The 13,683-nt window shown below is 68.9% G+C and carries 12 protein-coding genes; 5 read left to right on the top strand and 7 right to left on the bottom strand.

Annotation, left to right across the window (positions count from 1 at the left end; all coding sequences use genetic code 11):
• The 4 genes from A9K58_RS05615 to A9K58_RS05600 form a co-directional block, all read right to left on the bottom strand.
• Positions 1-1,206 (bottom strand): efflux RND transporter periplasmic adaptor subunit, encoded by a 1,206-nt coding sequence (locus tag A9K58_RS05615; protein WP_065198407.1) that lies wholly within the window; start codon positions 1,204-1,206, stop codon positions 1-3.
• Positions 1,203-2,456 (bottom strand): TolC family protein, encoded by a 1,254-nt coding sequence (locus A9K58_RS05610; RefSeq protein ID WP_065198406.1) that lies wholly within the window; start codon positions 2,454-2,456, stop codon positions 1,203-1,205. Before A9K58_RS05610 ends, A9K58_RS05615 begins: the two co-directional genes overlap by 4 nt.
• A gap of 56 nt (positions 2,457-2,512) precedes the next feature.
• A complete protein-coding gene (locus tag A9K58_RS05605) occupies positions 2,513-2,851 on the bottom strand; it encodes a hypothetical protein (RefSeq protein ID WP_065198405.1) in 339 nt (112 codons plus the stop codon).
• Between the two features lie 187 nt (positions 2,852-3,038).
• Entirely contained in the window at positions 3,039-3,428 is a 390-nt protein-coding gene (locus tag A9K58_RS05600) for a RidA family protein (RefSeq protein ID WP_065198404.1), read from the bottom strand.
• Positions 3,429-3,535: 107 nt separating this feature from the next.
• Here A9K58_RS05600 and A9K58_RS05595 point away from each other — a divergent pair, with 107 nt between their 5' ends.
• Both A9K58_RS05595 and dnaQ read left to right on the top strand, forming a co-directional pair.
• Positions 3,536-4,429: a LysR family transcriptional regulator gene (locus A9K58_RS05595; RefSeq protein WP_065198403.1), complete on the top strand. Its 894-nt coding sequence runs from the start codon at positions 3,536-3,538 to the stop codon at positions 4,427-4,429.
• 148 nt (positions 4,430-4,577) lie between these two features.
• Positions 4,578-5,087, top strand: coding sequence for a DNA polymerase III subunit epsilon (gene dnaQ / locus A9K58_RS05590; protein ID WP_065198402.1), 510 nt, complete (start codon positions 4,578-4,580; stop codon positions 5,085-5,087).
• 13 nt (positions 5,088-5,100) lie between these two features.
• Here dnaQ and A9K58_RS05585 read toward each other — a convergent pair whose 3' ends face one another.
• Positions 5,101-6,315, bottom strand: a complete 1,215-nt coding sequence (locus tag A9K58_RS05585; protein ID WP_065198401.1) for a glycosyltransferase — start codon at positions 6,313-6,315, stop codon at positions 5,101-5,103.
• Positions 6,316-6,432: 117 nt separating this feature from the next.
• Here A9K58_RS05585 and A9K58_RS05580 point away from each other — a divergent pair, with 117 nt between their 5' ends.
• Positions 6,433-7,152 carry an IclR family transcriptional regulator gene (locus A9K58_RS05580; RefSeq protein ID WP_065198400.1) on the top strand — a complete coding sequence of 240 codons (720 nt, stop codon included), beginning with the start codon at positions 6,433-6,435 and terminating at the stop codon, positions 7,150-7,152.
• 107 nt (positions 7,153-7,259) lie between these two features.
• Positions 7,260-8,543: an MFS transporter gene (locus A9K58_RS05575; protein WP_155760439.1), complete on the top strand. Its 1,284-nt coding sequence runs from the start codon at positions 7,260-7,262 to the stop codon at positions 8,541-8,543.
• A gap of 71 nt (positions 8,544-8,614) precedes the next feature.
• On the opposite strand, the gene A9K58_RS05570 is transcribed toward A9K58_RS05575, so the two are convergent.
• The gene (locus A9K58_RS05570) at positions 8,615-9,784 is read right to left on the bottom strand and encodes a mandelate racemase/muconate lactonizing enzyme family protein (protein ID WP_065198398.1); all 1,170 of its coding nucleotides are present in this window, start codon (positions 9,782-9,784) and stop codon (positions 8,615-8,617) included.
• Positions 9,781-10,713: a dihydrodipicolinate synthase family protein gene (locus tag A9K58_RS05565; protein ID WP_065198397.1), complete on the bottom strand. Its 933-nt coding sequence runs from the start codon at positions 10,711-10,713 to the stop codon at positions 9,781-9,783. Before A9K58_RS05565 ends, A9K58_RS05570 begins: the two co-directional genes overlap by 4 nt.
• A 350-nt stretch (positions 10,714-11,063) precedes the next feature.
• Between A9K58_RS05565 and A9K58_RS05560 the strand changes: the two genes are divergently transcribed.
• Positions 11,064-13,682: a TonB-dependent receptor gene (locus tag A9K58_RS05560; protein ID WP_196769159.1), complete on the top strand. Its 2,619-nt coding sequence runs from the start codon at positions 11,064-11,066 to the stop codon at positions 13,680-13,682.
• Position 13,683 lies beyond the last annotated feature (1 nt).

The raw sequence follows: 13,683 nt of genomic DNA, 5'->3' as shown, positions 1-13,683 counted from the left end.
TCAGTGGCCGTGCTCGGCTTCGCCCTTGGCCAGTTCGGCCTTGAGCAGGAAGGCGTTGGCACCGACGATGCGTTCGTTGCCGCTCAGCCCACCGAGGATCTCGATGCGGTCACCGGCACGGCGCCCGGCCAGCACCGGCTGCGCCTTGAAGCCGCCTTCGACGGCGACGAACACCGCGCTGCTGCCATCAACGTTCTGCACCGCATCGGCGGGCACGCTGAGCGAACCGTCCTGGCCTTCGGTGACCACCACAGCCGAGACCGGCGAACCGGCCGGCGGCAGCGACGCATCCACCGGCGTGGCGCGGATCACCGCGACGCCGCCCTGCTGCCGCACATCGGCGGCCGCACCGGTGACGGTAGCGGTGAAGCTGCCCCCCGGCACGCTCACTTCCAGCTTCATGCCGGGCATGACCTGTGCCGCCAACGCCGGCGGTGCGGTGAACACCAGTTCGTTCATTGCCGGGTCGGCGACGTCGGCCACCGCGCTGCCAGCAGCGACCACGCCACCCGGAGTGACCTGCACGTTGCCGACGATGCCGGCCACCGGGCTGGTGATGCGCACGCGGCCACTGGCATCGGCCGCACCGTTGGCGGCGGCCTGGGCCTGCGCGGCAGCGGCCTGGGCCTGTGCCGCCAGCGAACGTGCACGTGAGGCTTCCAGCTCCTGGCGGGCGACCACGCCCTGGTCGACCAGCGCCTTGTCGCGGCCGTAGGCCAGGCGCGCGGCCTCGGCTTCGGCCGCCGCGGCCAGCGCATTGGCGCGGAACACGGCAGCTTCGCCACTGACCACGATGGCCAGTGCCTGGTTCTGTTTCACCGCGGTGCCCGGCGCGACCAGCACGCGCTCGACGCGGCCGGTCACGGTCGAGGCCACCGAGGCGCGTGCGCCCACCGACGGTTCGACCCGGCCGGACAGGCGCGTGGAGCCGCCACCGCCACGACCGACGGCGACCACTTCGATACCAGACGCCTTGATCTGTTGCGGCGTCAGCTGCACCACGCCCTCATCGGCATCTGCGGGTGCCTTTGCGGATTCGGCCTTGGCCTCCTTGCTGTCGGCGGCATGGCCATGGCCATCGCCGGTGCCGGCCCTGGCCGCGGCGGGGCCTTCATCTGCAGGCGTCTGCGCATTGCCGGCGCAGCCGGCCAGCAGGACGCTCAGCAACACGCCGCCGATCAGCGGGAAAGTACGGGAGAGAGTCATGGGGCCTCCACAAACGGCGCGCGCCCTTCCAGGCGGGCAAGATCGATTTCCGCGGCGACGCGCGACAGGCGCGCATCCACGGCGGTGCCGCGGGCGGCGATGAGGGCGCTGCGCGTGCTGCGCAGTTCCAGCTGCGAGATACGCCCGGCCTCGAAGCCGATGCGGGCCAGGCGATACGCCTCTTCGGCGGCGACCACGCTTTCATCGGCGGCGCGGGTACGGCTGCCCGCCGCCTTCAACCCGGCCACCGCGGAGAGGCGCTCGGCCTCGCTGTCGCGGCGCTGCTGGTCCAGGCGTGCCTCGGCCGCGCGCTGCTCGGCATTGGCGGCACGGATGCCACCGTGATTGCGGTCGAACAGCGGGATGCTGAGGGTGGCCCCGAGGGTGTAGGCACGCTCGCCGCCTTCGCGGAAACGGGTCTGCGCGGCGGTGACGCTGAGGTCGGGCAGGGCGCGCTTGCGCTCCACCTCGACCAGCCTGCCTGCCGCGTCGGCTTCGGCTTCGGCGATGCGCACCGCCAGCGCCACATCGGTGGCGCCACGTGGCAGCGGCGGCGCACGGTCGAGCAGGCTGTCGTCGATCGAATGCACCGGCGCGTCCAGCAGTGCAGCACTGGCAAGGCGTGCCAGCGCAGCATCGCGGAAGGCCTGCGCTTCATCCAGCGCGGCGCTGGCATTGGCCACTTCGCTCTGCGCCTGCACCGCGCGCAACTGTGGTTCGCGGCCCTGCCTGACCATCGCATTGACGGCCTTGGCGTCGTCGCGGGTGAGACTCAGTGCCTCTTCGGCCAGGGTGTAGCGGCGCAGCGCACTTTCCGCCTGTGCGTAGACCACCGCCAGCTGGCTGGCCACGTCGCTGCGGCCCTGCGCGCCGCGCAGGTTCGCCGCCTGGGCTTCGGCGCGGGCCGCACGCATGCGCGCGCCGCGCTGGCCCCAGACCTCCAGGGGTTGCGACAGGGTGAGCACGGTGTCGGCCTTGCCCATGCCGCCATAGGAGCCGGTGCCCCAGGCGTTCTCGGCCGACCAGGACAGGGAAGGATTGGGCAACGCGCGGGCCTGGTCGGCGCGCGCATCGGCGGCCTCGGCCAGCGCCGTACCGACGCGGGTGCCCGGCAGCTGGTCCAGGCGTTCAAGCAGGGTGTCATAGGAAGGGGCGGCTTGTGCCATCACCGATGCCGCCGGGGCCAGGCCCAGCAGTACGGCGACGACCCGCCCGGCCGCACGCAGCGGCCGACGTGTCAGGGTCGACATGAAGAAATTCCGGAAGTGAGGGGAACCGAGGCCCGCGATCGCGGGACGCGCTCAACTCACGCCCGGGGGGGACGCGTCAATTCATCCTGGGCGACCGCGTAGGTCGCCGCGTCGCCGGCATTCATCCAGCGCGCCGGCAGTGGCGCACCGAAGGCGGCGAGGGTGCTGGCCGGCAGGCTGAGGTTGGAGTGGTGGCAGTGGTTGTGGCTGCACGCACCGGCGTGCTTGCTGTCGCTGTCACCATCGGCATCGTTGGCGTTGCTTTCCACATGCACCGTGCTTGTCTCGTGCCGTTCGACCGCACAGGCCAGCACGTCGGCCACCGGCACGACCACGAATGCCGCCATCAGCAGCATCAGCAGGGTCGAGCGAAGGTGGCGGGCGATCCGGCGCATGGACGGGAGGCTAGCAAGCGGTTTTCGACGGATACAATATCAATGGCCGTTTCGGGAATTCGTCGGAATCTCCCGTTCAGGTGGGCCGGGCCTTTCGACCCACCGGGCTGCGCTTCTGTAGAGCCGAGCCCACGCTCGGCTGCTCTTGCGCGCTCAGCCGAGCATGGGCTCGGCTCTACAGCGAAGGTCATGGCAGCTTCGCGATCACCTTGATCTCGAACTGGAACCCGTACAGCCAGCTCACGCCGATACCGGTCAGGGTCGGGTGCGGTGCCTCGCCCCAGTACTCGGGCACGATCGCCCAGGCCTTCTCGAAGTTCTTCTCCGGATTGACCAGGAACACGGTCACGTCGATCACGTCATCGAAGGTGCAGCCGGCAGCGGCCAGCACCGCATTGAGATTCTCGAAGGCGCGGCGCACCTGGGTTTCGAAGTCCGGTTCGGGCGAGCCGTCTTCGCGGCTGCCGACCTGGCCGGAGACGAACAGGAAGCCGTTGGATCGGATCGCAGGCGAGTAACGGTTGCGCTCGTACAGGGCCTGGCGGCCGGCGGGGAAAACGACATCACGCTGTGACATGGGGAAGGTCCCGTGGGAGAGAACGCCATCCTCCCCGTCAGCGCTGTCTGGATAAACCGCGATGATCGGCCTAGATTGATTGCAATCCCCAAACAATCGTGGCTGCCATGGACCGTTTCGAGGCAATGCGGGCCTTTGCCCGGGTAGTGGAAACCGGCAGCTTCACCCGCGCCGCGCACACCCTGCAGATCAGCCGCACCACGGTCACCCAGCTGGTGCAGCAGCTGGAGGCACACCTGCGGCTGCGCCTGCTCAACCGCACCACGCGCCGGGTCAGCGTCACCGCCGATGGCGCGGCCTACTACCCGCGCATCGCCCGCCTGCTGGCCGAACTGGAAGAAGTGGAGGGCGGGCTGGGCGACGCAGCCACCCAACCGCGCGGACGCCTGCGCGTGGACGTGCCGGGGCCGTACGCACGGTTGCGGCTGGTGCCGGCGCTGCCGGAGTTCCAGGCGCGCTACCCGGAGATCCAGCTGGACATCGGCGTCAGTGACCGCGAGGTCGATGTCATCGCCGACAACGTCGACTGCGTGATCCGTGGCGGCACCCTGGCCGACCCGGCATTGGTGGCGCGGCCGCTGGCTGCGCTGCCGATCGGTTTCCACGCCAGTCCCGGTTACGTGCAGCGTTTCGGCCTGCCGACCGATCCGCGCGCGCTGGAGGGGCCCGATCACCACATGGTCGGCTTCCTCAGTCCGCGCAGTGGCCGCGCACGCGTGTTCGTTGCACAGCGCGGCGATGAGCGCATCGAAGTGCAGGGCCGCTACACGGTCGGTTTCGACGACGGCAATGCCTATCTGGCCGCAGCGCTGGCGGGCCTGGGCGTGGTGGCGCTTCCCAGCTACATGGCCGAACCGCACGTGGCGCGTGGTGAGCTGCTTCCGGTGCTGCAGGAATGGCAGCTGCCGCCGATGCCGATGCATGTAATGTTCCCGCCGAACCGGCACATGAGCCAGCGGCTGCGGGTGTTCATCGATTGGGTGGTGGAAGCGCTGGGGTGATACCGCTCACTTGTAGAGCCGAGCCCGCGCTCGGCTGCTTCCGGTGGCGGCATCACAAAGCCCGCGCCACGCGCGTCAGCCGAGCGCGGGCTCGGCTCTACCAGCATGCGAAAATGACCACAGCACGCAACGGGAAACATCGCCACGCATGAGCCGCATCGTCGCACTGGATACCGAAACCACTGGCATCTCCCATCGGCTCGGTCATCGCGTGATCGAAATCGGTGCCGTCGAACTGATCGACGGCCAGCTGACCGGCCGCCAGTTCCACACCTACCTGCAGCCGCAGCGCAAAGTGGACTGGGGCGCACAGCGCGTGCATGGCATCAGCGATGCGATGCTGGTGGGCAAGCCACTGTTTTCCAGCAAGGCCGCCGAACTGCTGGATTTCCTGCGCGGCAGCGAGATGGTCGCGCACAACGCCACCTTCGATGTGGGTTTCCTGGACAACGAGCTGCGCCTGGCCGGCATCCCCGGTACGCTGGCCCAGCACTGCCGCATCACCTGCAGCCTGAAGCTGGCGCGCGGGCGCTGGCCCGGCCAGGGCAACAAGCTGGACGATGTGCTGCAGCGCCTGCGCATTCCCAGCCAGCGCGGCCTGCACGGCGCGTTGAAGGATGCACACCTGCTGGCGCAGGTGATTCCGCACCTGCGCTGAGGCCTGGCCGCTGTTACACCGGCCGTAACCAGCGCTCGATCATCGCCACGCCACAGGCCACCCCGTCCTCATGGCTCATCGCCACGCCCAGGGCCGCCGCGCGTGCGCGTGTTGCGTCGGTTTCAACGAAGCTGATGGCTGCCGCCAGCGTTGCTGCATCCAGTCGCTTCGGTGACAACGGTGCCGGTGCCACGCCCAACCGATACAGGCGATCAGCCCAGAAGAACTGATCGGCGGCAAACGGCATCACCAGCGAGGGAATGCCGGCGCGGCAGGCCGAGTGCGTGGTGCCGCTGCCACCGTGGTGGATGGCCAGCGCACAGCGTGGAAACAGCGCTTCGTGCGGCGTCGGGCCGAGCACGAAGACCGGATCGGGCAAGGGCATCGCAGGCAGCCCGGCCCAGCCCGGGAACAGCAGCACACGGCGAGGCGCCAGTGCCTGCAGCAGCGCCAGCACCACGCGCTCGCGATCAAACCCGGTCATGCTGCCGAAGCCCAGGTACACCGGTGGCGGCCCGGCATCGAGGAAGGCCTGCAGATCGGCAGGGGGCGTCCAGGGCGCATCAGGAAGCCGCCATTGACCACAGGCGATGTGGTCGGCCGGCCAGTCCGCAGGAGGCGGCAGCAGCTGCGGCGAGACGCCATAGAGCATCGGCAGGTCGGACCACAGCGAGCGACGCGGCGGTTGACCCAGTGCGGCGCGCGCCGCGTTGATCGGCCCGCGGAAGGTGCGCCAGACCGCCTGGTTGACCAGCCCGTAGCTGGCCCGGCGCAGGAAGCCCGGCAGCGGTACCGGCGGCAGGAAGGGTGAAGCAAAGGCGCGGCTCGGGGTCAGCGGGATCATGCCGCTGCCAATGGCCGGCAGGCCGTGGCGCTCGGCCACGCTCAGGCCCACCAGCGCGGCGAGCCCGCCGGTCAACACCGCATCGCAGCCGACCGCGGCCGCATCGGCCTGTGCCATCCAGGCCGGCACGTGGCGGCCGGCCATCCGCGCCAGCCCGCGCGAGGCGGCGGCCGGGTTGTTGCCGCGTGCCACCAGGGCCATCACTTCATCGTGGATATCGCCCTCCAGTGCGGCATGCGGCACGCCCAGATCGCGCGCGCTGCCCAGCGTGCCCTGTCCGGCCAGCAGCATCACCTCATGGCCGGCCCGCCGCAGCCCCTGGCACAGCATCACCAGTGGCCGGGTGTCGCCTTCGGTTCCATAGGTCAGGGCCAGCAGTCGCATCGGGGGCCTTCGCGGGTGGGGGGCGCCAGTATCGCCGCGGCTCGCAGAAGGCCGTGCGAACGGGTCTGCGTGTTGCTATTGGTGGCATTGCGCGGGGCCGCTTAGTACGCTTCCCGCATGCGAACCAAGCCCAATGCCCAGCCCAACCAGAGCCTGATCGATGGCATCGCCACCCTGCAGGCGCTGGCGTCGTCGCCCGAACCGGTCGGTTGCCGTGAACTGGCCCGCCAGCTCGACGCCAACCCGACGCGGGTCAACCGCCTGCTCAAGACCCTGGCCTACCTGGGCATCGCACGACAGACCGCCGACCGCAAGTACACGGCCGGCCCGGGCATGCACGTGCTGGCCGCACAGAGCCTGTTCGCCTCCGGGCTGATCCGCCGCGCGCTGCCGGTGCTGGAAAGCCTGCGCCGCTTCGGCCACACGGTGGCGCTGGGCGTGCTGTGGAACGACAGCGTCAGCTACCTGTTCCATGCGCCGCCAGGCATCGAGGCGGCGCGGGGCCTGGGCCGCATCGGCCTGCTGCCGGCCACCACCAGCGGCATCGGTATCGTGCTGCTGGCCCAGCTGAGCGATGACGAGGTGCGCGAGATCTACCAGGATAAGCCGATCCCGATGTTTCCCGAGGGTATCGACCAGTTGCTGGCGACCCTGGCAGTGACCCGCGCGCAGGGTCATGCCCGGGTCCATGTCGCCGACGAACGCGACCACCACATCGTCGCCATCGCCATGGGCGACCCGGTCCACGCCGGCATTGCCATGTCCGGCTGGATTCCCGAATCGGCCACCGACGAACTCGTGGCGGCGCTGCGCGCGGCGGCGGCGGAGATCGGCTGAGGGTGCCGGTGGGGGCTGCCGCAGTGCGACTTGACCTGTTGCTACAATAGCAATAGGTTGCAGCCTTCCAATGGGGAGGCGTTGTCGATGGCCAAGCGGTGGAACGCGTGAGCGGGTCGGGCAAGACCAAGTGGATCCTGCTGGGGCTGCTGTTCTTTTCCACCGTCATCAACTACCTGGACCGGCAGGCGCTGTCGATCCTGGCGACGACCATCCAGGCCGACCTGGGCTTGTCCGATCTCGAGTACGCGCGGGTGGTGCAGGTCTTCCTGTTCGCCTATGCCGCCGCCTACGTCATGGCCGGTCGCATCACCGACTGGCTGGGCGCGCGGGTGGCGCTGCTGCTGTTCGTGGGCTGGTGGTCGCTTGCCAACATCGCCACCGGCTTCGTGCGCAGCGCACTGGAACTGGGTGCTGCGCGTTTCGCGCTGGGCCTGGGTGAGCCGGGCAACTATACCGTCGGCACCAAGGTGGTGTCCGAACAGTTCCCGCCGCGCCAACGCGGCCTTGCCCTGGGACTGTACACCGCAGGCGCGATGATCGGCGCCACCCTGGCGCCGCCGCTGATCGGCGGTATCGCCCTTGCCCATGGTTGGCGTGCGGCGTTCTGGATCACCGGCGCCGCCGGCCTGGTGTGGATGATCGGCTGGTGGTGGGCCTACCCGCGCGGCGCCGGCACGCAGGCCACCGCGTCAGCGGCGAGCAATGCAGCGATGCCCGTCGCGCAGCCGGTTCCCGCGCCGCCGCCGCCGGGCATGAAGGGTGTCTGGGGGAAGTTGGCACGCGACCGCACGGTATGGGCGCTGGTCGCCTCGCGCGCCGTGGCTGACCCGGTCTGGTACTTCTATCTGTTCTGGTTCCCCAAGTACCTCGGCGATGCACGCGGCATGAGCCTGATGGCGGTCGCGTCGCTGGCGTGGATCGTCTACGTAGCGGCTGACATCGGCAGCGTGGGCGGTGGCCTGATTTCCGGCCGCCTGGTGAAGCGCGGCATGGACCCGGTGCGGGCCCGCCTGCGGACGATGATCGGCGCGGCGTGCCTGGCACCGGTCGGCCTCTTCGTCGCCCTGCACCCGCCCATTCCGGTGCTGCTGGGGCTGGCCTGCCTGGTGACGTTTGCCCACCTCACCTATCAGATCAACCTGACCACGATGACGGTGGACCTGTTCCCGTCGCGCTACATCGCGTCGGTGGCGGGGTTGGTGGGCTGCGGCAGCGCATTGGGTGGCATGGTCTCGGCCCAGGTGGTGGGGCATCTGGTGGCCGGTGGCAACTTCGACCGCGCGTTCGTGCTGATGGCGGTACTGCACCCCATTGCCGTGGTGCTGGCGTGGATCGCGCTGCGCCAGGCGCGGCGTTCGCCGCTGACGCTGGTCGGCCCGCCTTTGTAGAGTCGGGCGATGCTCGACCGCCTTCCCGCAGTCGAGCAGGCTCGACGCTGCGCAGGCCGGGCCAGGCCTGGTCAGGCCACGGCTTCGGCGTGTTGCCAGAACGAGGCGTTGGGTACTGCGCCCAGGCCGGGTCCAGTGGGCAGTCGATAGCCATCCTGCGCATAGGCCATGTCGGTGTCCAGCATCTGCACCGAGCGCGAGAAGATCGAGTGTTGCCACTCGTGCCGCCACAGCCCGTCGATCACCGCCGACGCGTGCAGGCTGGCGGCCATGAAGATGCCACCGCCGATGGTGGCGTGCGGTGCCACCTGCACGCCGTGGGCTGCTGCCAGGCGTGCGATGCGCAGGAACTGGGTGATGCCGGTGTGGCCCATCTCCGGCTGCACATAGGCCAGGCTGCCGCCTTGCAGGCGCGGTCGGGCCACGTAGTCTGTCGGCCACTCCTCGCCTGCGGCAACCGGGATCGGGCTCTGCTGGCCCAGCGCTATCAGCCCAGGCACGTCTTCCGGCTTCAACGGCGCCTCGATGAAGGTCAGACCCACGGATTGCAGCTGGCGGGCCAGCCGCAGCGCACCTTCCAGATCAAACTTCCAGTGCAGGTCCACCATCAGCTGGGCCTCTGCGCCCAGCGCCTGGCGCAGCGCCGCCATCTCCTCGGCGATGCCCTCGTGACTGACCACCGCATGCACCTTGAAGGCGGTATGGCCCTGCCGCTGGAACGTGCGCGCCATCGCCACCTTTTCCGCCAGCGTGGCTGCGGGCAGGCCGGACACGTAGCCGGCGATGCTGTCATGGCGCCGCTCACCGAGCAGCGACCACAGCGGCTGGCCTGCCGCACGCGCGCGCAGGTCCCAGAGGGCAATGTCCAGCGCGGCGATGGCATCGGTATGGAACCCGCTGCCGCAGCCCCGCACGCGCATCAGGCCGTACAGGTCGTCCCAGATCGCCTCGACGTCTTCCGGCTCGCGTCCCAGCAGCTCCGGTGCCAGCAGATCGTTGACGATCTCGCAGGTGGCGCGCGGTGCGCAGATGCCATACGTCTCGCCCCAGCCCACGGCGCCGTCGGCGGTGGTCACCCGCACCAGCACCGAGCGGTCCACGGTCGGGTACAGCGTGCCGTTGCCCCTGCGTACCAGGTAGCCACGCCCGTTCACCCGTTCGCCCGCGCCCAGCGGTCCCAGGTAGGGCGTGCTGCGCGGTACCGTGAGGATGAACGTCTCGACGCGGATGACGGCACTCATGCGGGATTCCGTTGTGGGCGGCCGGGCACCACGTCCAGTGGCAGCAGGTCGGCGATGCGGGCCAACAGGGTATCCAGTTCGCGGCGGTCCCAGGCATCCAGGGCCGGGCCGGGTGCACGCACGTGCTCGCATTCGATGATGCCCCGGCGCAGCAGCACGGCCTTGGTCAGCCGCCAGCGGAACACCGCCTGCATGCTCAGCAGGGGCAGCGTGCGCTCGAACAGCACGCGCGCGTGCTCATGGTCACCGGCGGCGTGCGCGGCCAGCATCGCCACGTGCACTTCGGTGATCTCGCAGGCCGGCATGGTGCCCACCGCACCCCGCGCCAGCTCGTCCAGCACGTAGCGCGCGCCGGCACCACCGAACACCGCCTGCACGGCACCGCCGGCACGCTCGGACAACGCGGTGATGCGATGCCCCGACGGCATCGTTTCTTCCTTGACGTAGGCAATGGCCGGCACCTGCGTGGCCAGGGCCAGCAGCGCGTCCACGCCGAGCCCCACGCCCATGGGGGGCGGCGCGTTCTGCAGCATGATCGGCACGCCCGATTCCGCGCCCAGGCGGGTGAAGAACGCCGCCATGCCCTCGCTGTCGCCAGCCAGCGCATGCGGGGTCAGCACCATCGCGGCAGCCGCACCCGCTTCGCCGCCGGCACGGGTCAGGCGCACCGCATCGTCCAGCGTCCTGGCGCTGCCACCAACGATGAACGGCACGCGCCCGTGGTTCCAGCGGCCGATGCAGGCCGTCAGGTGCAGCCGCTCCTCCACGTCCAGCATGTCGTACTCGCTGGCCAGGCCGGGGAACACCACACCGGCGGCGCCGGCCGCGAGCAGGTACTCGAACACCCCGTGGGTACCGGCTTCGTCCACCGCGCCCTGGGCATCGAAGATCGTGGGAAGAATCGGGAAGACACCTTGCAGAGCGGCCATTGCGCCGGGTCCTTGTTGGATAGGGTGTGCTTGTTTTAGCAACACAATGAGAGGGAGGTTCCCGCCTTCACCGCGAAGGAACCGTACTTCTTCGCTGCAATGCAGCGTGCGCGGCTCAATCATATTGCTATATTAGCTACATCACTGCCAAGTCGCAGTGCAGCAGCAACGACCGGAAAAGCGCTGGATCCAGGTGGCAGTTCGGCAGGCGGGGTGGGGCGCAGCAGCGGACCGGGGGTCCGTGCCGGCTCCGGTCGGTGCCACCTGGATCCCAACCTTGGGAGAGGGCCCGATCCATGCATCGTTTTCCACGTTCGACCTTGTTCACCGCTCTGGGAACCTGTCTGCTGATGCCCGTACTGGCATCAGCGCAGGACACGACCCCGGCCACCCCCGGCAGCGAAGGCCAGCAGCAGGCGCAGACCCTGGACGCGGTCAGCGTCGTGGGCATCCGCGGCAGCCTGGAGGCCTCGCGCGATCTGAAACGCGACTCGGCCCAGATCGTCGATGCGATCGTTGCCGACGACATCGGCAAGCTGCCGGACACCAACGTGGCCGAATCGCTCGGACGCGTGGCCGGCGTGCAGCTGGAGCGCGGCATGGGCGAGGGCAGCGACATCCTGGTGCGCGGCCTGAAGGAAAACGTCCTGCTGTACAACGGGCGACAGATCGTCGATGCCACCGGCCGCGGCGGCAATGGCCTGGACCAGCTGGCCACATCCACCTATGGCCTGCTCTCGCTGGTGCCATCGGAACTGATCTCGCGGCTGGAAGTGACCAAGCTGGCCGGTGCCGACCAGCTCAGCGGCGGCCTCGGCGGCATCGTCGATATCCATACCCGCCAGCCGTTGTCCGGTGATGCCGAGCAGAACGTGGTGAGCGTGGCCGGCACCTATGACGAGATGGCCGACGCCTGGGGCCACAACGCCTTCGGCCTGGTGTCGCGGCGCAGCGATGACCGCCGCTTCGGCGCACTGCTCTCGGCCACCTACGGCCGCCGCAACGTGGTGCAGCAGGGCCTGGATACCTTCTCCGGCTATGCCCGCTACACCGACCCGGCCAGCCCGGGCACCACCCGCTTCGGCAGCACCGACATGCGTGCGCAGAACATCGACGATGACCGCACCAAGGTTGGCGTCAGCGCCGTGCTGCAATGGCGCCCCAGCGATGGTGTGGAGCTGACCTGGGATACGTTCTATTCGAGGCAGAAGGCCGAGCGCGACCGTTACTGGATCGCCTTCAACCCCTCCGCCGGCCTGAGCAATGCAGTCTATTCCCAGCACGACATCCTGCTGGCCGGCCGTTCCACCGGGACCGTGCTGCTCAACTCCGAGGCCGCCGACATCGATTCGGACACGCTCTCCAGCGCACTGCGCGCCAGCTTCCGCGTCGGTGAAAGGCTCGACGGCTCGGTGGAGCTGGACTGGGGCCGTTCCACGGCGAAGTATGACCAGCGCTACATGCGCCTGGCACCGATGGCGGGGCTGACCTCGGTGACCGATTTCGACCTGCGCAGCGGCAACTTCGGCAGCTTCAACGTCAGCGGCGTGGACGTGACCGATCCGGCGCAGTGGCGCATGACGATCATGTTCGACAACGACTGGCGCGCCAGGACCGACTCGCGTGCGCTGCGCAGCGACTGGAGCCTGGCCTTCGATGACGGCCCGCTGCGCTCGCTGGATTTCGGCGCGCGCTTCAGCCGGCTGGAGAGCGTGCAGGACCCGCTGCGGGCCGACATCCGTCCCGCCGGCGGTATTCCGGTTACGCAGATGGGACAGTACATCCGCGTCTACCGCAACAACGACTTCCTGCCCGGCGAATTCAGCGGCCTGCCACGCAGCTACCTGGGGGCGTTCCGCAGCACCTTCGGTGGCTGCGAAAGCTTCAGCGCGGTGCCGCAGATCGCGCAGAACGCGCAGTGCCTGGATCCGCGCAACACCACGCAGGCCCATGCGGCCACCTTCCGGGTGGACGAAGACCTGCTGGAAGCCTATGCCAAGCTCAACTGGGATACCGATGTCGGCGGCATGGCACTGGGCGGCAACATCGGCGTGCGCTTCGTTGGCCGGGACATGACCTCGCGCGGCAACCTGATCAGCGGCACCGGCACGCTTACTCCGTCCACCTTCGACCGTGACGACCGGGAAGTACTGCCCTCGGCCGTGGCCAAGCTGCAGATCACCGACAGCCTGGTGCTGCGCGGCGGCGCGGCCAAGGTGGTCGCCTTCCCGAATACCGAAGACCTCAACAATGGCGTGACCCTCAACAACAACGCCGTATTCGATGCGAACGGCGTGCAGACCTCGCCGGGCACCGGCAGCGGTGGCGCCCCGGACCTGGATCCCTTCAAGGCCACCCAGTACGACCTGTCGCTGGAGTGGTACTACGGCGGCCAGGGCCTGCTCTCGGCCGGCCTGTTCTACAAGGACGTATCGACCTTCATCGTGCAGCGGCAGAGCGCGGAAACCTACAACAACGTCAACTACCTGGTACTGCGCAAGATCAACGGCGACAAGGCCAAGGTGAAAGGCGTGGAGCTGCTGGCGCAGGTGCCGTTCAGCGGCATGCTCGAGGGCTTCGGGGTGGTGGCCACTTACACCTGGATCGACTCGGAGACCCCGATCACCGACATCAACGGCAACGCGATGACCTTCCCGGGGCTGTCGAAGAACAACGCCAACCTGATCGGATACTACGAAAACGGCCCGTTCGGGATCCGCGTGGCCTACAACTGGCGGGATGAGTACCTGGTCGGCCTGTCCAGCGCCGCCACCGGCATCTTCAACGACACCTACAAGGACCTGTCGGCGTCGATGAGCTACGATTTCAGCGACCGCCTGTCGTTGAAGGTGGAAGCCAACAACCTGCTGGACAGCGAGCAGCGCACCTTCGACGGCTACGATGAGGGCCTGCGCACCAATGTGGTGTTCGGCCGCTCGTACAAGGCCAGCCTCACCTACCGGTTCTGAG

The organism is Stenotrophomonas maltophilia, from assembly GCF_001676385.1.
GTDB classification, from domain to species: Bacteria; Pseudomonadota; Gammaproteobacteria; order Xanthomonadales; family Xanthomonadaceae; genus Stenotrophomonas; species Stenotrophomonas maltophilia_J.
This window is presented reverse-complemented; position numbering and strand designations above follow the sequence as displayed.

Coding starts and splice junctions, on each gene's coding strand:
- A9K58_RS05615 (WP_065198407.1), bottom strand. CDS start 1,206: ATGACTCTCTCCCGTACTTTCCCGCTGATCGGCGGCGTGTTGCTGAGC.
- A9K58_RS05560 (WP_196769159.1), top strand. CDS start 11,064: ATGCCCGTACTGGCATCAGCGCAGGACACGACCCCGGCCACCCCCGGC.
- A9K58_RS05610 (WP_065198406.1), bottom strand. CDS start 2,456: ATGTCGACCCTGACACGTCGGCCGCTGCGTGCGGCCGGGCGGGTCGTC.
- A9K58_RS05580 (WP_065198400.1), top strand. CDS start 6,433: ATGCGAACCAAGCCCAATGCCCAGCCCAACCAGAGCCTGATCGATGGC.
- dnaQ (WP_065198402.1), top strand. CDS start 4,578: ATGAGCCGCATCGTCGCACTGGATACCGAAACCACTGGCATCTCCCAT.
- A9K58_RS05600 (WP_065198404.1), bottom strand. CDS start 3,428: ATGTCACAGCGTGATGTCGTTTTCCCCGCCGGCCGCCAGGCCCTGTAC.
- A9K58_RS05565 (WP_065198397.1), bottom strand. CDS start 10,713: ATGGCCGCTCTGCAAGGTGTCTTCCCGATTCTTCCCACGATCTTCGAT.
- A9K58_RS05570 (WP_065198398.1), bottom strand. CDS start 9,784: ATGAGTGCCGTCATCCGCGTCGAGACGTTCATCCTCACGGTACCGCGC.
- A9K58_RS05595 (WP_065198403.1), top strand. CDS start 3,536: ATGGACCGTTTCGAGGCAATGCGGGCCTTTGCCCGGGTAGTGGAAACC.
- A9K58_RS05605 (WP_065198405.1), bottom strand. CDS start 2,851: ATGCGCCGGATCGCCCGCCACCTTCGCTCGACCCTGCTGATGCTGCTG.
- A9K58_RS05585 (WP_065198401.1), bottom strand. CDS start 6,315: ATGCGACTGCTGGCCCTGACCTATGGAACCGAAGGCGACACCCGGCCA.